The sequence below is a fragment of the Bradyrhizobium sp. HKCCYLRH1034 genome (genome assembly GCF_051168375.1).
Classification (GTDB): domain Bacteria; phylum Pseudomonadota; class Alphaproteobacteria; order Rhizobiales; family Xanthobacteraceae; genus Bradyrhizobium.
This window is the reverse complement of the sequence record NZ_JBNPUW010000011.1, coordinates 115,068-133,660: the sequence shown is the minus strand read 5'-3', so window position 1 is coordinate 133,660 and position 18,593 is coordinate 115,068. Positions and strand designations below refer to the sequence as shown.

Sequence of the window (18,593 nt, the reverse complement as noted above, 5' to 3'; positions counted from 1 at the left end):
TGCGCGTAACCCGAGTACGCGCATGGTCCAGAGTGTCACCCCGTCGCCTTCCGTGAGCGCCGTCCGCGGCGTCGGCAGCTCGCCGGCCGGATCCACGGTGGCGGCAGCAACCACGCTGCAGGCCGGCGCACTGGTCAGCGCCAGGGTGCAGCAGGTGCTCGCCGAGAACCTGGTCCAAGTCGCGATCGGAAACCTGTCGATGGAGCTCGCGAGCGAGCTGCCGCTGCAGGCCGGCCAGACGGTGCAGGTCGCCGTGTCGCAGACCGCGCAAGGGCTGCAACTCGCCATCGTCGGGCAGGGCGGCAGCGCTGCCTCTGGCACCACCGGCACCCCGACGCCAGCCGCCACCGTCGTCGACGTCACCGGCCGGCTGGCGCCGGCGTTGCCTCCGCCGCCGGATCCGCTGACCGGGCTGGAGCGGCTCGCATTGTCGATTGCCAGCGAGGAGGCGGCGACCCGCCAGGGCAGCCAGGGCCAATTGTTCGCCGATCTCCAGGCCGTCGCCGACTCGCCGAACCTTCCACCGGCCTTGCGCGCCGCCGTGGCCCAGGTGCTGGCGCAACAGACCCAGCTATCGCCGGCGCTGACCGCGGAGGATGTGCAGAACGCCGTACAGCATTCCGGCCTGTTCCTGGAATCCTCGCTCGCCAATGGCGCCGCCGGCGCCGGCACGCCCGACCTGAAGGCGGCGCTGATCGTGCTGCGCCAGACGCTGGCGACGGTGCTGCAGACCGCCGAGCCCGGCATGGCGGCGTCGACGCAGCCATCGCCCGGTGGCTCCTACGCCTCGGTGCTGTCCGAGGCCGGCCGCGCCGCCGCCGCGCAGCAACAGAGCGGCGCACCCTCGCTGGTGCCCGACATCGAGATCGAGCTGCCGCCCCAGCCCTGGGCCACGGGAATGGGGCGGCCCGACGCCGCGTCTGCCGGCTTCACCGGCTCGGCGCTGATCGAGGCCCTGACGGGCGCCAAGGCGCAGTCGCTCACGCCCGGCACGGTGCTGGCCGTGCTGCAGGAGGCGCAGCAGCAGATTCCGCGCGCCGCCGGCCTCATTCCCGGACGCAACGCCAGCGGCCGCGCCGATATGGTCGTGCGCACCAACACGCCGCCGCCGCCGTTCCGCGGGGCTGCACCGATGCCGCAGGCCGTGGCGGCGCCGACGCTCGGCCCGGACACGCCGCTGCCGGCGATCGCCCACCGCCTGCTCGACGAGACCGACCAGGCGCTGTCGCGCCAGACCCTGCTGCAGGTCGCCTCGCTGCCGGATCGTCCGGACGCCTCGACCGCGCGCACCGATCCCGCGCCGCCGCGCTGGAACTTCGAGATTCCCTTCGCTACCCCGCAGGGCACGGCCATGGCGCAGTTCGAGATCTCGCGCGACGGCGGCACGCAATCGCCGGACGCCGCCAAGCGCGTCTGGCGGGCGCGCTTCTCGCTTGACGTCGAGCCGGCCGGCCCGGTGCATGCGATGATCAGCTTCAGCGCCGAGCGCACCTCCGTGCGGATGTGGGCCGAGCGTCCGGTCACCGCCGCGCGCTTGCGCGCCGGTCTCTCCGAACTGAGCCAGGCCCTCAGCCGTGCCGAGCTCTCGCCGGGCGATCTCGTGGTGCAGGACGGCGCGCCGCCGGCGACGATGCCGCCCAGGGCCGGCCATTTCCTGGATCGCGCGCTATGAGCATCGAGGTGAAGGCCGCCAACAAGACCCAGCTCGCCGTCGCCTTGCACTATGACAAGGGCCAGGGCGCGCCGCGCGTCGTCGCCAAGGGCAAGGGCACGATCGGCGCCAAGATCATCGAGGTCGCGAAGGCGCACGACATCCCGATCGAGGAGAACGAGGTGCTGGCCGGCGCGCTCTCCAACGTCGAACTCGGCGACGAGATCCCGGAGGAGCTCTACAAGGCCGTCGCCGAGGTGCTGGTGTTCGTGCTCAACCTGTCGCGGCCGATGCGCTGAGCGCGCCGCATTTGTGATCTCCGTCATGCGTCGGTCGTCACCGCCCTGTGATAGGGAGGAGCCGACGACGACGGAGAAATTCGCGATGCCCATGATGAGCCGCCGCCACGTGCTCGCCCTGATGACCGGCGCCAGCCTGCTGCCCGGACGTTCATTCGCGCATGTCGCGCCGCCGCGCAACGAGATCCGCAGCGATCTCGCCAAGCGCTTCACCGACGAAGGCACCAAGGGGACTTTCCTGGCCTACAAGGTCGAGGAATATCTCGTCATCGCCAGCGACACCGATCGCTCCGGCGAGGCAAGGCTGCCGGCCTCGACCTTCAAGATCGCGAACTCGCTGATCGCGCTGGAGACGGGCGTTGTCGAGGATCCCGACAAGGATGTGTTCAAATGGGATGGCGTCACGAGATCGATCGAGGCCTGGAACAAGGATCACACCTTGCGCAGCGCGATCGCGGTCTCCGCCGTGCCGGTCTATCAGGAGATCGCGCGCCGCATCGGCGCTGAGCGGATGCAGAAATATCTCGAGGAGCTCGACTACGGCAATCACGACATCGGCGGCGGCATCGACCAGTTCTGGCTGACAGGCGCGCTTCGCATCGATCCCGTCGAGCAGGTCGATTTCATCGATCGCCTCAGGCGTGGCGCGCTTCAGGTCTCCAAGCGCAGCCAGGATCTGACCCGCGACATCATCCCCGTGACCAAGGTCGGCGATGCCGTCATTCACTTCAAGTCCGGACTGCTCGGCAAGGAGCAGGGGGCGCTCGGCTGGATGGTCGGCTGGGTCGACAAGGGCGATCAGCCGACCGTGTTCGCGCTCAACATGGACTGTCCGGAGCCGCGCCACGTCGAGGCTCGGATGACGCTGGCGCAGGCGTGCCTGAAGGACATCGGCGCGGTGTGAATCGAACTGCCGTCGTGTCGTGGCTGTAGCCCGGATGAGCGCAGCGATATCCGGGACCAGCGAACGTGAGTTCCTCGAAGACCAAGACACTGTCGTCATTGCGTGAAGCGAAGCGACGAAGCAATCCAGAGTCATCGAGGGACTCGGGATCGCTTCGCTTCGCCGCTTCGCGCGCAATGACGCGGAAATGTTGGTGGCCTATCTCCGCGCCAGCTCCAGGTCGACGCCCCTGATCTCCGTGCCCGCCGGGCGGATCGACACGGTCTGCCGGCGTCCCTGCGTCGTCAGCGACAGCCCGGCGGAAAACGTCTGCCCACGCGCCTGGGCTTCGATGCGGTTGCCGACCGCGCGGCCCTCGATCGTGCCGGATGCGTTGTGGCTCGATTCGCTCCATTGCCCCGAGATCTCGCCGCCGCGATAGGCGACGTCGCTGGAGAGGTCGATGTTGTAGCTGTCGCTCGCGCAGCGGATGTTGAGCCGGAGCTGCTCGCCGGCGCCGCCGACGTCATAGGCCGCGCGGCAGCGCAGCCGCTCCTGGTTGCCGTCGGACATGCTGATCACGCCGCCGCCGGTCCAGGAGCCCTCCAGCCCCCGGAACGGCGCGGCAGGCGCCGCATGGGCCGCGCCGCCCAAGGCGAGGGCGGTCAGCAAAGTTGGGATCGCAAGGCGAGAGGCGCGCATCATCGGGCTCCGTTTCATCGTCGAAAAGTGAGCGACAACGCAGCAAGACCCGATGCGTTCGACCTGTCACCTCAAGAATTGATCCAAATCGTTCTATTTTTGCTCACGACAGTTTGAACAGTGCGCGCAGGAAATCCGTCACCGCCTGGCGGGCCGCCTCGGCCGTGGCCGGATTGCCGCCGACATGCGGATCGAACTCGACGCAGGCGTCCTGATAGGTGAAGGGCTGCTGCGTGTCGGCATTGATCAGCATCCCGCCATCGCTCTCCTTGATGCGGCAGTTGCGCACGGTCTGCGCCTTCGGCGCGACGGCGAGCATGTTGGCGCCGAGCAGGCCGAGATCGAAGCCGTGCGGCGAGTCCGGATATTCGGTCAGCGCGACGTCGCGGCCCGCTGCCTTCAGCCGCTCGACATAGGCCTTGCAGGTCCGCACCGGATTGTAGTCGTCCGGTCCGCCGTGAAAGATCCGGATCGGCCGCGCCACGACGTCGGTCTCACCGAGATAGGTCGTCGAGCAGTCCGGATAGAACGGGATGTAGGCGGCAAATTGCAGCCCGGAATTGTTCCAGCGCTTGTGGAAGCGCTGGAGGCTCGCATACAGCGCCGCCTGTCCGCCGCGTGAAAAGCCCATCAGCACGATGCGCTCGGGATCGACGCGCGGATGCTTCGCCAGCACGTCCAGCGCACGATAGATGTCCATGATCAGGTTCAGCCGGCCGAGCTGGGCCTGGTTGGTGCTGGTCGCGGTGATGCCGCGCCCGGTGAAGCCGTCGATCGCGAAGGTCGAGATCCCCATTGCATTGAAGGTGCGGCTCCAGGCTGCGATGTTGGCGCCGACGCCGCCCGAGCCGTGCATCAGCACCACCACCGGCAGCCTGCCGCTGCCCTGCGCCACGCGCATTTCGCCGACGACGGTGACCGGCTTGCCGCCGTCGTCGCCGGAGAGGAACTGCCGGTCGGACAGGGTCAGCGAGGGGATCGGGTACATCTCGACCCGGGCGGGCACGTCCTTGGTGATGCCTTGCGCGCTCGCGCTGCCGCCGAGCCCAGGACCGAGTGCAGCGAGCAGCATCATGACCACCGCCGTTGCTGCCGAACGCCGCGCTGGTCCAGTGGTGGTGCGCGATACGCGTCTGAGACCGAAACAGGCGCGCGCGGCAAGCGCCAACGGCGCGCTACCATGGTGTCGCTCCATGACCGTCCTCCTGGCTCGCCGCTTGTGGCGCGGCTTTGCAACCAAGTAGAACGAGCGATCATGGCGCTGTCAAACCATCCCGTGAGATGCATGGTGGACAACGGATCGAGGGGGCATGTGCGTTGCTCGGGCGGGCAGCCCGGCGGAGAGCGGTATGCTGATCACGCGGCGCTCGTGCGACCGTTTGGCGATCGCGGCCTCTGCGCCCGGTAACGTGATCAGGACGAGACGATCATCGACCGTCAGCGTCGCGTGATCCAAATTGTGGGTGATCCATTATCCTTTCGGTGTCGTTGCGGATTCTTCGTGCCTTTCGGACTCCGCATCAACGCCCGGGAAGCAAAGCGCGACATATCGCCCAGCATCCTTGCAGACTTCTGCGATGATACATGGTGCGCAGTTGTCGCAGTCGCCGCATGTTGCGGAAAAATTCTGGATTGCAGCTATCAGTTCGCCTATGAGGAGCGCACGAACGTTCGCCGGCTCGCGACGGTGGCATACGACGCGCCGAGTTGGTGAGCGACGATCTGGAAGACGGGCGGCGGATCCTCGGCGATCCGATGTCCTCGATAATCGTCCAGCATCCATGCGCGCCGGCGACGTAACAAGATGAACTTCATGCTGAGAGAGCAATTGATCCGTTCGGCCGGCGCGACGATCTGTGCGGTCTCGTTTCTCACGCTTGCAGCGTGCAGCGACCGTGACGGCTCCGGTGCCTCCCAAGCGTCGAGCCCGCCCGAGGTCGGCGTGATCACGGTCGAAGCGGCGCCGGTGACGTTGACCAAGAACCTGCCGGGGCGGATCACGTCGATGCGGATCGCCGAGGTGCGGCCGCGCGTCAGCGGCATCGTGGTCGAGCGCAGCTTCCAGCAGGGCGCGCTCGTCGAGGCAGGCGCCGTGCTATACCGGATCGATCCGGCGCCGTTCCAGGTCGAGCTCGACAAGGCTCGCGCTGCGCTCGCCAAGGCGGAGGCCGTGCTCTATCAGGCCGATCGCCAGGAAGACCGCCTCAAGACCTTGTTGACCGGCCAGGCCACGTCCCAGGCGCAGTACGAGCTCGCGGTTGCCTCCGAGCGCCAGGCCGAGGCCGACGTTGCGGCCCAGAAGGCCGCGGTCGCGCAGGCGCAGCTCAATCTTGATTGGGCGACGGTGCGCGCGCCGATCAGCGGCCGCATCGGCCGTGCGCTGGTCACCGAAGGCGCGCTGGTCAATCCCAACGAGACGACTCATCTCGCCACCATCCAGCAGCTCGATCCGGTCTATGCCGACTTCACCCAGTCGGTTGCCGAGCTGAACGAACTGCGGCGCGATCTCGCGGAAGGGCGGCTGAAGAGCGTTGCGCCCGACGCGGCGCGCGTCCGCCTCGTGTTGGACGACGGCTCAATCTACAAGCATGCAGGGCGCCTGCTGTTCTCCGACGTCAGCGTCGATCCGGGCACCGCCAAGGTGACGTTGCGCGGCGAGTTTCCGAATCCCGAAGGCGAGCTGCTGCCCGGTATGTATGTCCGGGTGCAGATCGAGGAGGCGATCGATACCAACGGCATCGTGGTCCCGGCGCAGGCTGTGCAGCGCACGACGTCGGGCAGCAGCGCCGTCTATGTCGTCAATGACGAAGGCCGCGCCACCCTTCAGCCGGTACGTGCCGGGCGCACGCTCGCCTCCGGCGTCCTGATCGAGGATGGCCTCAAGCCCGGCTGGCGCGTCGTCGTCGACGGCGTCCAGAAGGTGGCGCCCGGTAGTGCCGTCACAGCCGTGCCCTGGAAGGTTTCCGGCTCCGACAAGCCGTCCGCCTCGAACTGACGCAGTCACGGCCCGGAGGTTGTCATGTCGCGCTTCTTCATCGCACGTCCGATCTTTGCCTGGGTCGTGGCGATCTTCATCTGCCTGGCCGGCGTGCTGTCGATTCCGTTCCTGCCCGTCGCGCAGTATCCGATCATCGCGCCGCCCTCGATCTCGATTTCGACCGCCTATCCCGGCGCGTCGACCGAGAACCTGTATTACAGTGTCACGCGCCTGATCGAGGAGGAGTTGAACGGCGCCGCCGGCATCCTGAACTACGAATCGACCAGCGACACCACCGGCGAGGTCGAGATCCTCGCTTCGTTCAAGCCGGGCACCGACATCGACCTCGCCTCCGTCGACGTCCAGAACCGCATCAAGCGCATCGAGCCGCGCCTGCCCGAGGCGGTGCGGCAGCAGGGCATCGTCATTCTCGAGGCGAGCAGCGCCATCCTGCAATTCGTCACCTTGACCTCGACCGACGGCAGTCTCGACGAGATCGGGCTCGGCGACGTCGCGACGCGCTACGTGCTGCCCGAGCTGCGCCGGCTGCCCGGCGTCGGCCGTGCGCGGCTGTTCGCCACCGAGCGCGCGATGCGCATCTGGCTCGATCCCGACAAGCTGCTCGGCCTCGGCCTCACGCCGCAGGACGTCGATCAGGCGATCGCGGCGCAGAACGCGCAGGTCGCCTCCGGCCAGCTCGGCGTGCAGCCGTCGCCGACCCGCCAGCGGGTGCAGAACACCGTGCTGGTAAAGGGCCAGCTCGAGTCGCCGGAGGAGTTCGGCAACATTGTGCTGCGCGCCAACCTGAATGGCTCGGCCGTGCGGCTTGCGGACGTCGCGCGCATCGAGGTCGGCGGTCTCTCCTATGCGTTCTCGTCCTGGCTCAACGGGAAGCCCGCCGCCTCGGTCGCGGTGCAACTGGCGCCGGCCGGCAATGCGCTCGCCACCTCCAAGGCGGTCAAGGCGCGGATGGAGGAGCTTGCCGCGTTCTTTCCCCCGGGCGTGAAGTACGAAGTCTCCTACGACGTGACCCCGGTGATCGCGGCCTCCGTCAAGAAGGTGCTGATGACGCTGGGCGAGGCCGTCGTGCTGGTTTTCCTGGTGATGTTCCTGTTCCTGCAGAACATCCGCTACACGTTGATCCCGACCATCGTGGTGCCGATCGCGCTGCTCGGCACCTGCGGCGTGCTGCTCGCGCTCGGCTTCTCCATCAACGTGCTGACGATGTTCGGCATGGTGCTCGCGATCGGCATCCTCGTGGACGACGCCATCGTCGTGGTCGAGAACGTCGAACGCATCATGGCGGAAGAGGGGCTGCCGCCGCGCGAGGCGACCGACAAGGCGATGGATCAGATCACCGGCGCGGTGATCGGCATCACGCTGGTGCTGATGGCCGTGTTCGTGCCGATGGCCTTCTTCCCGGGCTCGGTCGGCATCATGTATCAGCAGTTCTCCGCCGCCATGGTGGTGTCAATCGGCTTTTCGGCGTTCCTCGCGCTGTCGCTGACGCCCGCGCTGTGCGCGACCCTGCTGAAGCCGATCGAGAAGGGGCACGGCCACGCCGCACGCGGCTTCTTCGGCTGGTTCAACCGCCGCTTTGCCGCGGCGACCAACCGCTACAGCCAGGCGACGCGCTGGATCGTGGCGCGCGCCGGACGCTTCATGATCGTTTATGCACTGATCCTGGCGGGGCTCGGCTATTCGTTCTGGCGCATGCCCGGCGGCTTCCTGCCGGTGGACGACCAGGGCTTCGTCATGGTCGACGTGCTGGCGCCCGCCGATGCCAGCGCCAACCGGACCCTCGACATCTTGCAGGAGGTCAACGAGAAGCTGGTCGCGACGCCCGGCATCGACACGGTGTCGTTCGTCGCCGGCTTCAGCTTCTACGGCCAGGGCGCCAACACCGCGCAGGCCTTCGTGACGCTGAAGGACTGGTCAGAGCGCAACAAGGCCCAGAGCGCGGACGCCCTGATCGCCAAGCTCAATCCGGAGTTCGCGAAAATCCGTGATGCCGAGGTGTCGGTGCTGGCGCCGCCGCCGATCGACAATCTCGGCAACACCTCCGGCTTCAGTTTCCGCCTGCAGGATCGCTCGCAGCGCGGCTATGATGCGCTGATGGCGGCCAAGGATACGCTGTTTGCGGCCGCGGCGAACTCGCCCGTGCTCGGCAAGCTGAGCGTCGAGGGGCTGCCGCCGGCGCCCTCGGTCCGTCTCGAGATCGACCGTGCCAAGGCGGCCGCGCTCGGCGTCACCTTCGCGGCCATCAACGGCGCGCTGTCGACGAGCCTCGGCTCGAGCTACATCAACGACTTCCTCAATCTCGGCCGCATGCAGCGCGTGATCGTGCAAGCCAATGAGGACAAGCGCCTCAAGCCGGAGGACCTGCTGACCTACAGCGTGCGCAACACGGCCGGCGAGATGGTGCCGTTCTCCTCCTTCGCCCGCCTGTCATGGGTGGTCGGGCCGACCCAGGTCGTCGGCTTCGACGGCTACCCGTCGGTCCGCATCACCGGCAATCCCAAGCCGGGCTACACCTCCGGCGACGCGATCGCCGAGATGGAGCGGCTGATGGGCACCTTGCCGAAGGGCTTCGGCTACGCCTGGACCGGCCAGTCGCTGCAGGAGAAGCTTGCGGGATCGCAGGCCGCGTTCCTGCTCGGGCTGTCGATCCTGTTCGTCTTCCTCTGCCTCGCCGCGCTGTACGAGAGCTGGGCGATCCCGTTCGCGGTCATGCTCGCCGTGCCGCTCGGCCTGATCGGCTCGGTCGCCGCGGCCTGGCTGCGCGGCCTGCCGAACGACGTCTATTTCACCGTCGGCGTCATCACCATCATCGGCCTGTCGGCGAAGAACGCGATCCTGATCATCGAGTTCGCCAAGGACCTGCGGGCGCGCGGGATGCCGCTGATCGAGGCCACCGTCACCGCCTGCGAGCTGCGTTTCCGGCCGATCATCATGACGTCGCTGGCCTTCATCCTCGGTGTCGTGCCGCTGGTGATCGCCACGGGGGCGAGTGGCGCGAGCCAGCAGGCGCTGGGCACGGGCGTGCTCGGCGGCATGATCACGGCGACCTTCCTCGCGGTGCTCTGGGTACCGGTGTTCTTCGTCGTGGTGATCCGGTTCTTCACCCGCGACAAGCCGGCCGCGGCGACGCCGAACCGGGAGCTGCCGTCGGCCGCGCACTGATCCGGGGCGTGCAGGGGACGCGCCGTCCGATCAGGCCGCGGCCCGGCCGATCCGGCCGAGATGGGTGAAGCCGAAGCCGTCGGCGTATTTCAAACCGTAGCCGGCGAGGCGGTCGACGCCGACATGGGCAAGCCAGACGGTCGCGATCGCCGTGACCAGCGGTTGTCCGGCCAGGAGTCCGAGGGCGAGCAGGGCGGCGGGCGCCAGCGTGCTGTGGACGGCATTGTAGACGACCGCGCCGACGCGCGGTCCGCCGAGATAGGCCGCGAAGCTGGTGTCCGGGGCCAGAAACAGCGCCGCGAACAGCCACCACGACCCGCCCTGGTGGGCATAGAAGGCGGCTGCGCCGGCGGCCAGCGCCAGCCCTTCGAGCCGCAGCAGCAGGCGCGGGCCGCCATGGACGGCGCCATGGGATGTGCCGGCGGGCTCAGTGACCAGATCCGGTTGAGCGGCCATATCCATGATTCTGCTTCCAATTCCGAACTGTGGGAGGAGGGGTGGCGCGGCCGAAAGCGGCTTTCCGGCTCCGAAATAGCCGTGATAGAAGGCCGCCAACAGTCACGACATCGGGAACGGGCGGGAAGCGCATGAAGGACATCCTGGACACCCTCGAGGAGCGGCGCAAAGGCGCCAAGCTCGGCGGCGGCGAGAAGCGCATCGAGGCGCAGCACGCACGCGGCAAGCTGACGGCGCGGGAGCGCATCGAGCTGCTGCTCGACAAGGGCTCGTTCGAGGAGTTCGACATGTTCGTCGAGCACCGTTCGACCGAGTTCGGCATGGAGAAGACCAAGGTCCCGGGCGATGGCGTCGTCACCGGCTGGGGCACCGTCAACGGCCGCAAGACTTTTGTGTTCGCCAAGGACTTCACCGTGTTCGGCGGCTCTTTGTCCGAGACCCACGCGCTGAAGATCACCAAGCTGCAGGACATGGCGATGAAGGCGAGGGCGCCGATCATCGGCCTCTATGACGCCGGCGGCGCCCGCATCCAGGAGGGCGTCGCGGCGCTCGCGGGCTATTCCTACGTGTTCCGCCGCAACGTGCTGGCGTCCGGCGTGATCCCGCAGATCTCGGTGATCATGGGCCCGTGCGCCGGGGGCGACGTGTATTCGCCGGCGATGACCGACTTCATCTTCATGGTGAAGAACACCAGCTACATGTTCGTGACCGGCCCGGATGTCGTGAAGACCGTCACCAACGAGGTCGTGACCGCGGAGGAGCTCGGCGGCGCCTCGGTGCATGCGACGCGCTCCTCGATCGCCGACGGCGCCTTCGACAACGACGTCGAGACCCTGCTGCAAATGCGGCGCCTCATCGACTTCCTGCCGTCGAACAACTCCGACGGCGTGCCGGAATGGCCGAGCTTCGACGACATCGAGCGCGTCGACATGTCGCTCGACACGCTGATCCCGGACAATCCGAACAAGCCCTACGACATGAAGGAGCTGATCCTGAAGGTCGTCGACGAGGGCGACTTCTTCGAGATCGCGGAAGGCTTCGCCAAGAACATCGTCACCGGCTTCGGCCGCATTGCCGGCCGCACCGTGGGCTTCGTCGCCAACCAGCCGATGGTGCTGGCCGGCGTGCTCGACAGCGACGCCTCGCGCAAGGCCGCGCGCTTCGTCCGCTTCTGCGACGCCTTCAACATCCCGATCGTCACCTTCGTCGACGTGCCGGGCTTCCTGCCGGGCACCGCGCAGGAATATGGCGGCCTGATCAAGCATGGCGCCAAGCTGTTGTTCGCGTACTCGCAATGCACGGTGCCGCTCGTCACCGTGATCACCCGCAAGGCCTATGGCGGCGCCTTCGACGTCATGGCCTCGAAGGAGATCGGCGCCGACATGAACTACGCCTGGCCGACTGCGCAGATTGCGGTGATGGGCGCCAAGGGCGCCGTCGAGATCATCTTCCGCGCCGACATGGCGGATCCGGAGAAGATCGCCGCGCGCACCAAGGAATACGAGGACCGCTTCCTGTCGCCGTTCATCGCTGCCGAGCGCGGATACATCGACGACGTCATCATGCCGCACTCCACCCGCCGCCGCATCGCCCGTGCGCTCGCCATGCTGCGTGACAAGAAGATGGAGATGCCGGCCAAGAAGCACGACAATCTGCCGTTGTGAGCGGCGGTTGAAGAGCAGGGAGGGCGGCGCACCGGCGGGTCGCCGTCGTATTTGACGAAGTCTGGCGGCCGCCGCGCGCTGCCGCTGGATCGGCGCGGCAATCTGCGCCGTTTTCGCCCCTGGCGTTAAGCTTACGGCTTAACTAACCTTTAACGAAGGGTTTGCGGGAACTGGGCCGCTGGCCTAGCCTTTGTCGATCGCTGATGGGTCAGAAGAGTAGGGTCGCGTATCATGGCTGTTAGAACATCGGCATATCGGAATTCCAGAGTTCTGGTCGTCTGCGCGGCCGCCGCCGCGCTGGTGTTCTCCTCCGAGGCCGCGTCGGCCCGGTCTGGCGTTGCCGTGGCTGCGCCCGTGGCCGCCGGTCAGGCGGGGGCAAGCCAAGTCGTCCCGCCGGCGCCTGGCGTGCGGCCCTTCGTCCGTCACCACCACCGCGGCTATCGTTCCTATCTGCCGGCTGCCGGCGCGTTCGCCTATGGCGGCTATGGCGAGCCCGTGCCGCAGCAGATCCCCGAGCACACATCGGCCGATGTGCGCTACACCTATACCTACGACGTCCCGTGGGACTGGGTCCACCGCTTTCCGCCGAACGTCGTGCCGTCGGATCGCCCCTATGTGTCGAGCTGCCCGATGCAGACCGTGACGGTGCCGGGACGCCGCGGCGGCGATCACTCCGTCACGATCACCCGCTGCTACTGACGTTTTGAGCCAGCTCAATGCGACCCGTGTGAACCGGCGCTAGATTTCATCAAATACCGACCGGCCTCGCTCGCGCGAGGTCGCGAGGTGACGAGGCCCGGACTCCTAGGCACTCCGGGCCTCGTTGATTCTGATAGTCTCCCGTCATCGCGCGAGTCGGCGCGGGGGAGGCTCCAATGATCGAGACGACGGCGAGGTCGCGTTTTTTGATCGTGCGCATCTGCATGGCGCTGATGATATCGGCCGCCGCCGCTCAAGCCGCCGGCGCCGATGAGACCGTGACGATCGGCGGCTCCCGCGTCGCCCTGATCAGGCCGGCCTTGGTGCGCGCCAGCGTGATCCTGCTGCCCGGCGGCGACGGCGCCATCAATGTCGGCGATCGCGGCGACATTCACGGCCTGCTCGGCAACCAGCTGGTGCGCACGCGCAACGCCTATGCCGCCCGCGGGCTCGCCGTCATGGTCGCGGACGCCAGCACCGATTTGAAGGCCGCGGTGGACTACATGGCCGCGATCAAGCGGCCGGTGACGGTGATCGGGACCAGCCGCGGCACGTTGCGCGCCGCGGAAGGCATTGCCCGCGGTGCCCGGCCGGATGCGCTGGTGCTGACTTCGGGCTTCCTCAGCTCGGAGTCCGGCAGCTCCTCGAACGTGATGTCGATCCTGGGCTCGCCCTCCGCCTTGCCGCGGACGCTGGTCATTCATCACACCAGCGACGGCTGCAAGTTCACGCTGCCGGCGGGCGTCGATCCATTCATCAGATGGTCGGGCGGCCGCGCGCGGGTGAAGTGGCTGTCGGGCGGCGCGGAGGCGGGGGATCCCTGTCAGGCGCGCGGCCATCACGGCTTCAACGGGCTCGACGGGCAGGTGGTCGGCCTGGCCGCAGGGTTTCGCTGAGCGGCCGATTGCAGGTAGACTCCGCGGCAACACCAACATGGTCCGGAGGAAACTCGATGCCGTCAGCCATCTTCGTCGTTCGCGCGACCCTGCCTGATCCCGCCCGGCGCGATGAGTTCGATCGCTGGTATCGCGACGTTCATCTGCCCGACGCGATCAGGAGTTTTGGCGTGCGCAAGGCGTGGCGGGTCTGGAGCCTCGCTGATCCGGCGGTGCATCAGGCGGTGTATCAGTTCGATGCCATCGACGCGATGGAGCGCGCCGTCGGCGGCGACGAGATGAAGCGCCTGATCGCCGACTTCAATCGCGACTGGCCCGACGTGACGCGGACGCGTGAGAGCTTCGTACTGGCGGACGGATTTCCAGTTGATTCTTGACTTTGGGTGCATTCTCATCGAGCTGCGGTAGCCATCAATTCGCAAGTGGCCACCAAATGCTCGCAATCGGAGATGAATTTTCTTCAGCATCCGCACAATGGCCGACCAGGTGTTCAACAATCTAGCAATTGTCTCGCTCGTACGGCGTCACTTTGGCTGAGGCCAGAAGAGCAGCTAAGCACAATTCAGCCAAGACGAAGAAACGCATTTTGCGCAGTTCGTAAGCAATCGGACAATGCGCACTTGGACAATAGCGTATTTCACCCAACTCGTAAGGCCGGTGCTGGATGCTCTCGGCGCTTTCGGAAATGATGGTCTCACGCGGTCGAGGCCCGCCAGCAAAATCGTCAACCGGTCTATATCTCCTTCAGGATTGCTTCTATTTCGGGTATCAAGTTCCGCCCGGGACAGTCGGTAGGGGCATGAAGTTTGTGGATGGTGACGCTGGACGTTGGAAGATTCCAACGAATTAAGAGCCACTTCAATAGGCCTCGCAATGCTTCTCTTTGCCCTGGGCGTACCACTTCATGTTCGAAGTCACCCTCGACAGCAATCTGAATGTAACCTCTAGGATCGTAGCCCGTATTAGTGTCACCGGCGAACCTTACATCCCGTCCCTCAGCGATGGAGCCCCTTGCGTCGATGTAGAAATGATAAGGTACATCGGGCCAGGATGGTTTTGACTTTGATGGTGAGACTCGACCTGGCGATTGCGAGAATGCCTGCAAGCCGCGCATCTTCGCCTCGATGCTCGTCGAGTTGTTACTGCGAACCCCCGTATGATGTATAATTATGCCAATGACAGTCTGGGCTGTCATTCCACCATTTGCCGGTTTCGCTCCCCATTGTTCGCGCGACACGATCTCCGGCTGCACGCCCTGAACATCGGGGTTTCGGTCAGCAAAGGACCGCTCGGTACCGGTCGCGCTGCAATTCGAAAGGGTTGCAGCGAGGGCGAGTAACAAAACGAGCTGCTTCCCCATGGCCATTCCTTCGGGTCTGAAGTCGAATAGAGCGTATCCGGGTGCTATTAGGAATGCCTGGACAATGGTCAGGGCGGCCCAAGCTGGACGATCGGCACCAAAGTTAGGCGCGCTTCAGCAGCTATTCTTAAAGTATGCTGTTGGATAGCCGCGCTGCTTGTATCCTTGTGCGGCGCTCTGGGCTGTGTCCCTGTTCAGCGGGCCGACTCCGACACAGTACCAGCCGGCGCGGAAGTTAGGATAGTAATTACGAGCATTTGTGTCGATGAGTTGTGCTTGAAGCGCACCGCTGATTCCGCGGGCGACACTCAGATCTTCGGAACAATATGCTATCGCGTAGTAGCCGCACCTGCGGCCCCCTTCTGAGGGCGGGTTCGGCTGCGTAGGGCTGGGTGCTAAAGCTGCGTTGGGCGCCTGAAGAGCAGCGGGTGCCATCGCCGTTGCAGGTCGGGCACTCGAGTTGGCCTTCTCATTTTCAGAGTCGGCCCTTTCAAAGACGGCATTTGCGAAGCAAGGGCTTGAGCCACTCTTCAACTCCCATACCATCTTGGCTTGAGCATTCGTAGTAAGAATGAGGTAGTAACAGGTAAATCCAGCGCCAGCGATCTGATAGTTCGATCCGCTCTCGCCCCTTGAACTCGTGATGGAGGCCTGACCGAGATTGGGTAAGCTAGCTTCGCGCGTCTGACCAATCTTGTTGAAGACGATGTGCGGTCCAGGCGGACTGATCGAAACCCACACGCCATCGAACATTTGTAAGGCATCGTCGGCGAGCGCATTTGTCGAGAAAGCCAATGATACGCTCGTCACCCCGGCAACGAGAAAGACGGGAACGCGCATCGCTCACTGCTCCGCGCTAGGGAGGATCTTTCTTGAAATGCGCAGATGGGAAACACACCGAGGAGCCGCCTTTGAGTTCCCAGGTCATCTCGCTATTGTTTATCTTGCCGACGAAGTATTGACACGAAAAGCCCTCGCCGGAGACTAGGAAGTTCGACCCGTTCTCGCCGTTTGAAACTCGGATGGCCGCCTGTCCTAAGACAGGAAGGCTGGCTTCACGAGAGTTGAGGCCCACCTTGTTGAAGATGAAGTGCGGACCGGGCGGATTGACCGAAACCCAAACGCCGTTGAAAATGTCCAGCGCGTCCGCCCGAGCGTTAGCGGTTGCAAAAACAAGGAGGTACCCAAGAGCTATCAAAAAACAGCGCATTGCGCTTCCCCTTCAGGTTAATATACTAAGGTCAAAAAGCCGTATGCGCGGCATTGCCAAGGCTACAACCACTGCATTAGGATTTCCAGTGTTTTGACGAGGCCCGGACTGAGCACGGAATAAGGGCAGAGGGGGATAGTATGTTGATAGTTAGGGTATGGAAGAGTGATTTCTCTTCGAAGCTTCTGGTGGCCGGCCTCTGCGCAGCCTTTTTCCTGCCTCAAGCCCAAGCGCAAACTCAAGGCCTTCTCGATGGTCGGTTGCTCGGCAACTGGCTCAAGAGTGGATCCGGAGACAATATTCGCTTTCTGTCAAATGGTGATTTGAACATTTCGTTTTCCGGGGCGGCAACCGTTTTCAACGGAGTCGGATCGGTCGAGAGGTGTGCCGATGGCGGCGCGAATATTTGCCTGGTCGGGCCACGCTTTAGGTGTGCCTACCGGTATGCTTTTGCCGGTGAAGGACTAAATCTCTCGTTCCGTACAGGTGGGCCGGACGTGGCCTGTAGAGCCGCGGCAGGCGATTACCGGCGGGTGGAGCCCTAAGCGACTGGGGCTACTTCCGTTCTGAATCGTGTCCATCGAGCAGTCCCGGCGGGGCTTTTGATCCATTGGTCCCGCAAAAACGTCTGCTGACGGTTTGAGTGATTGCTTGCGCTATTTGAGCCTGCATTGTCTCCGTTTGAAGATTGATTTCGTCCGCTCGGTTGACGATCACGCCCGCCTCAAGGAGCAGAGCCGGATAGAAAGCTTCCTTCAGCACGGCTAACCGATCATTCAGATAGATCCCGCGCTGCCGATCAATGAGTTTTCGCCCTTCACCGGGAATCTTCATCGCATGGTGCAACGAAGGCCGCAGTCCTTGCCTGATCAGTTCATCTGCCAAAATCTGGGCAGCCGCTAAGCTTTCGGCAAACTTGGGAGTGAGCTCAGACAGGAAGATCGAAAAGCCGGAAAATTCGTCGCTGTAATGGTTTGCTCGTCCGGCGAAGCTCCATTCATGGATGAATAGCGGCTGAACTGAATCGTGATGAATGGAGATAAATAGAGTTGGAGAATAGCGCTTTGCCTGGGCGACGCGGTTGAGTAGCTGTTCTTGACCTATGCCGTGTACGACCAGCACGCTCACAAGGTATCCCGACCTTGCAAGTTCCAATGAAACCCTGCGAGCGAGTTTGAGGTTGAACTCAAACTCCGGCACGCCGCGCGCGCTAGTCGCTCCGGGTTGCTCAGGCGTGTGGCCGACGTCCAGCATAACCTTCGCGATCGATGTGCAGTGCGGCGCAGACGCTGACTGTGATGCTGCGGTCGGTATCAGAGCGATACTGCTAAGGCTGCTCGCGAGAAGGACAGCTCGAAGGCAAGATAATGCTCGCATGGAGGCCCCGGTCCAAAGCACCGCTTCTAATGCACTTGTCGATGGAGACCGATCCGATCAATCATACGGTTGTGTTCGAGGGAACTGTTAGCAGCCGTCACCACTGCGAAGCCGAGATAAGCAGGCTTTCAACTGGGAAATCCGCCTCGAGTAGGCGCTCGCCAAGCAAGTTATATTCGTAGCACAGGCATTTCGATCGTTGGACAACCAACTCTTCTCGGTTGCAGCCAGTCGTGAAGAGCTGGCTGCGTCACCGTTGCTGCGAGCGTAAGCCTGAGCCGATGTATACAAAGCGTCAAGATTTTGATCGAGCTGAGCTAGGCCGCTGTCTGAACAGACAGTTCGTTCCGCCTCATTCAAGCGCGCGGAGCAGGAGAAGCTCGGAGAGACGGGGGTGCGAGGCGGTGGAGGTGGCGGTAACGGTGTCGGTGCCGGTACCGGTACTGGTACCGGGCTATCGGCTTGCTCGAAAGCAGCTGATTTGAAACAGATGTCCCCACCGCTCTTCAGCTCCCAGACCATTCTTGTCCGCTGGTTGGTGGTGAGTATTAGGTAGAAGCAGGTGAACCCTGGGCCCGAGATTCGGAAATTTGATCCGTCTTCTCCATTGGATGGACCTATCGTGGCTTGGCCTAGTATCGGCAAACTAGCCTCTCTTTGACCCAGGCTGATCGTATTAAACACGACGTGCGGTCCCGGCGGGTTAACTGCCACCCACACGCCGTTGAAAATCTGGGTTGGATCGCCCTGCGCCTGAGCGCCGACGGCTGAGGCTAGGGAGCTCAACAATACCAAGGTAATGGCACGATAAAACACTGCTTGCTCTGAATGTTTCTTCAATTCGGGTGCTCAGTCTAATCCGCTCGCCAGCGGCTGATCAAGCCATACTCGACCTGGACCGCGTACGCTTCTCCCGAGGCCGGATCACTATTGCTGCGCCATGTCCGATCGTTACGTGCTGGTCATCCGAACGCGTAGTTCTCCGCCTATTCAAGCGTTCACTCACAAGCGTCGTCCTGAATCGTAGTCGGCAACATTGAACGTCGGGGCTTGCTGCACGTGGCTATGGCATTGGGGTGTATGGTCGCCGCAAGCGTCGCACTCGTTGCAACCCCGTCGGCCGCTGCACCGCCGTCAGCCGCGCCGCTCGACGATGGCGCCGCGGTGGAGCGCGCGATCGGCGGCGCGAGATGTCGCGGCTGATCGCGGACTTCAATCGCGATCGGCCGGGTGCGA

General features: G+C 64.4%; 17 protein-coding genes. 9 read left to right on the top strand and 8 right to left on the bottom strand.

Translation table 11 applies throughout. The features are described 5' to 3' along the window. Positions 1-22: 22 nt before the first annotated feature. The 3 genes from ACQR0W_RS24745 (at position 23) to blaOXA (ending at position 2,854) form a co-directional block, all read left to right on the top strand. Positions 23-1,672, top strand: coding sequence for a flagellar hook-length control protein FliK (locus tag ACQR0W_RS24745; RefSeq protein WP_316171220.1), 1,650 nt, complete (start codon positions 23-25; stop codon positions 1,670-1,672). Continuing rightward, the gene (locus ACQR0W_RS24740; protein ID WP_315714536.1) at positions 1,669-1,950 is read left to right on the top strand and encodes an EscU/YscU/HrcU family type III secretion system export apparatus switch protein; all 282 of its coding nucleotides are present in this window, start codon (positions 1,669-1,671) and stop codon (positions 1,948-1,950) included. The genes ACQR0W_RS24745 and ACQR0W_RS24740 overlap by 4 nt, the downstream gene beginning before the upstream one ends. A gap of 85 nt (positions 1,951-2,035) precedes the next feature. Continuing rightward, the gene (gene blaOXA / locus ACQR0W_RS24735) at positions 2,036-2,854 is read left to right on the top strand and encodes an OXA-1091 family oxacillin-hydrolyzing class D beta-lactamase (RefSeq protein WP_316171221.1); all 819 of its coding nucleotides are present in this window, start codon (positions 2,036-2,038) and stop codon (positions 2,852-2,854) included. A 198-nt stretch (positions 2,855-3,052) separates the two neighbouring features. Here blaOXA and ACQR0W_RS24730 read toward each other — a convergent pair whose 3' ends face one another. The 3 genes from ACQR0W_RS24730 to ACQR0W_RS24720 form a co-directional block, all read right to left on the bottom strand. Continuing rightward, entirely contained in the window at positions 3,053-3,538 is a 486-nt protein-coding gene (locus ACQR0W_RS24730) for a hypothetical protein (RefSeq protein ID WP_315714534.1), read from the bottom strand. Positions 3,539-3,638: 100 nt separating this feature from the next. Then, positions 3,639-4,610: a dienelactone hydrolase family protein gene (locus ACQR0W_RS24725; protein ID WP_316187255.1), complete on the bottom strand. Its 972-nt coding sequence runs from the start codon at positions 4,608-4,610 to the stop codon at positions 3,639-3,641. Between the two features lie 575 nt (positions 4,611-5,185). After that, positions 5,186-5,350, bottom strand: coding sequence for a hypothetical protein (locus ACQR0W_RS24720; protein ID WP_410052580.1), 165 nt, complete (start codon positions 5,348-5,350; stop codon positions 5,186-5,188). On the opposite strand from ACQR0W_RS24720, the gene ACQR0W_RS24715 reads away from it, so the two are divergent. Together ACQR0W_RS24715 and ACQR0W_RS24710 are read left to right on the top strand one after the other, a co-directional pair. Continuing rightward, the gene (locus tag ACQR0W_RS24715) at positions 5,349-6,530 is read left to right on the top strand and encodes an efflux RND transporter periplasmic adaptor subunit (protein ID WP_315749644.1); all 1,182 of its coding nucleotides are present in this window, start codon (positions 5,349-5,351) and stop codon (positions 6,528-6,530) included. The two genes, ACQR0W_RS24720 and ACQR0W_RS24715, sit on opposite strands and share 2 nt — an antisense overlap. A 24-nt stretch (positions 6,531-6,554) precedes the next feature. Further along, complete coding sequence (locus tag ACQR0W_RS24710) at positions 6,555-9,695, top strand: efflux RND transporter permease subunit (protein WP_315827350.1); 3,141 nt, start codon at positions 6,555-6,557, stop codon at positions 9,693-9,695. A gap of 30 nt (positions 9,696-9,725) precedes the next feature. Here ACQR0W_RS24710 and ACQR0W_RS24705 read toward each other — a convergent pair whose 3' ends face one another. After that, positions 9,726-10,157, bottom strand: a complete 432-nt coding sequence (locus ACQR0W_RS24705) for a DUF4260 domain-containing protein (RefSeq protein ID WP_316187253.1) — start codon at positions 10,155-10,157, stop codon at positions 9,726-9,728. A 125-nt stretch (positions 10,158-10,282) separates the two neighbouring features. Between ACQR0W_RS24705 and ACQR0W_RS24700 the strand changes: the two genes are divergently transcribed. The 4 genes from ACQR0W_RS24700 (at position 10,283) to ACQR0W_RS24685 (ending at position 13,787) form a co-directional block, all read left to right on the top strand. Continuing rightward, positions 10,283-11,815 carry an acyl-CoA carboxylase subunit beta gene (locus tag ACQR0W_RS24700; RefSeq protein WP_009027335.1) on the top strand — a complete coding sequence of 511 codons (1,533 nt, stop codon included), beginning with the start codon at positions 10,283-10,285 and terminating at the stop codon, positions 11,813-11,815. A 231-nt stretch (positions 11,816-12,046) separates the two neighbouring features. After that, on the top strand, positions 12,047-12,514 hold the full coding sequence (locus tag ACQR0W_RS24695; RefSeq protein ID WP_315714530.1) for a hypothetical protein: 468 nt from the start codon (positions 12,047-12,049) through the stop codon (positions 12,512-12,514). Between the two features lie 176 nt (positions 12,515-12,690). Continuing rightward, positions 12,691-13,410, top strand: coding sequence for an alpha/beta hydrolase (locus ACQR0W_RS24690; RefSeq protein WP_316187252.1), 720 nt, complete (start codon positions 12,691-12,693; stop codon positions 13,408-13,410). Positions 13,411-13,466: 56 nt separating this feature from the next. Further along, on the top strand, positions 13,467-13,787 hold the full coding sequence (locus ACQR0W_RS24685; RefSeq protein ID WP_316187251.1) for a hypothetical protein: 321 nt from the start codon (positions 13,467-13,469) through the stop codon (positions 13,785-13,787). Positions 13,788-14,143: 356 nt separating this feature from the next. On the opposite strand, the gene ACQR0W_RS24680 is transcribed toward ACQR0W_RS24685, so the two are convergent. From ACQR0W_RS24680 to ACQR0W_RS24665, 4 genes are all read right to left on the bottom strand, one after another. After that, on the bottom strand, positions 14,144-14,770 hold the full coding sequence (locus ACQR0W_RS24680; protein ID WP_315749652.1) for a peptidoglycan recognition protein family protein: 627 nt from the start codon (positions 14,768-14,770) through the stop codon (positions 14,144-14,146). 114 nt (positions 14,771-14,884) lie between these two features. Further along, entirely contained in the window at positions 14,885-15,610 is a 726-nt protein-coding gene (locus tag ACQR0W_RS24675; protein WP_315749654.1) for a hypothetical protein, read from the bottom strand. A gap of 16 nt (positions 15,611-15,626) precedes the next feature. Continuing rightward, entirely contained in the window at positions 15,627-15,980 is a 354-nt protein-coding gene (locus ACQR0W_RS24670; RefSeq protein WP_315749656.1) for a hypothetical protein, read from the bottom strand. Between the two features lie 555 nt (positions 15,981-16,535). Beyond that, positions 16,536-17,234, bottom strand: coding sequence for an N-acetylmuramoyl-L-alanine amidase (locus ACQR0W_RS24665; RefSeq protein WP_316187250.1), 699 nt, complete (start codon positions 17,232-17,234; stop codon positions 16,536-16,538). Positions 17,235-18,593: the final 1,359 nt, after the last annotated feature.

What these genes read in the sequence shown, in the direction of transcription:
- ACQR0W_RS24745 (WP_316171220.1), top strand. Translation starts at nt 23, where the DNA reads ATGGTCCAGAGTGTCACCCCGTCGCCTTCCGTGAGCGCCGTCCGCGGC.
- ACQR0W_RS24740 (WP_315714536.1), top strand. Translation starts at nt 1,669, where the DNA reads ATGAGCATCGAGGTGAAGGCCGCCAACAAGACCCAGCTCGCCGTCGCC.
- blaOXA (WP_316171221.1), top strand. Translation starts at nt 2,036, where the DNA reads ATGCCCATGATGAGCCGCCGCCACGTGCTCGCCCTGATGACCGGCGCC.
- ACQR0W_RS24730 (WP_315714534.1), bottom strand. Translation starts at nt 3,538, where the DNA reads ATGATGCGCGCCTCTCGCCTTGCGATCCCAACTTTGCTGACCGCCCTC.
- ACQR0W_RS24725 (WP_316187255.1), bottom strand. Translation starts at nt 4,610, where the DNA reads ATGATGCTGCTCGCTGCACTCGGTCCTGGGCTCGGCGGCAGCGCGAGC.
- ACQR0W_RS24715 (WP_315749644.1), top strand. Translation starts at nt 5,349, where the DNA reads ATGCTGAGAGAGCAATTGATCCGTTCGGCCGGCGCGACGATCTGTGCG.
- ACQR0W_RS24720 (WP_410052580.1), bottom strand. Translation starts at nt 5,350, where the DNA reads ATGAAGTTCATCTTGTTACGTCGCCGGCGCGCATGGATGCTGGACGAT.
- ACQR0W_RS24710 (WP_315827350.1), top strand. Translation starts at nt 6,555, where the DNA reads ATGTCGCGCTTCTTCATCGCACGTCCGATCTTTGCCTGGGTCGTGGCG.
- ACQR0W_RS24705 (WP_316187253.1), bottom strand. Translation starts at nt 10,157, where the DNA reads ATGGATATGGCCGCTCAACCGGATCTGGTCACTGAGCCCGCCGGCACA.
- ACQR0W_RS24700 (WP_009027335.1), top strand. Translation starts at nt 10,283, where the DNA reads ATGAAGGACATCCTGGACACCCTCGAGGAGCGGCGCAAAGGCGCCAAG.
- ACQR0W_RS24695 (WP_315714530.1), top strand. Translation starts at nt 12,047, where the DNA reads ATGGCTGTTAGAACATCGGCATATCGGAATTCCAGAGTTCTGGTCGTC.
- ACQR0W_RS24690 (WP_316187252.1), top strand. Translation starts at nt 12,691, where the DNA reads ATGATCGAGACGACGGCGAGGTCGCGTTTTTTGATCGTGCGCATCTGC.
- ACQR0W_RS24685 (WP_316187251.1), top strand. Translation starts at nt 13,467, where the DNA reads ATGCCGTCAGCCATCTTCGTCGTTCGCGCGACCCTGCCTGATCCCGCC.
- ACQR0W_RS24680 (WP_315749652.1), bottom strand. Translation starts at nt 14,770, where the DNA reads ATGGGGAAGCAGCTCGTTTTGTTACTCGCCCTCGCTGCAACCCTTTCG.
- ACQR0W_RS24675 (WP_315749654.1), bottom strand. Translation starts at nt 15,610, where the DNA reads ATGCGCGTTCCCGTCTTTCTCGTTGCCGGGGTGACGAGCGTATCATTG.
- ACQR0W_RS24670 (WP_315749656.1), bottom strand. Translation starts at nt 15,980, where the DNA reads ATGCGCTGTTTTTTGATAGCTCTTGGGTACCTCCTTGTTTTTGCAACC.
- ACQR0W_RS24665 (WP_316187250.1), bottom strand. Translation starts at nt 17,234, where the DNA reads ATGCTGGACGTCGGCCACACGCCTGAGCAACCCGGAGCGACTAGCGCG.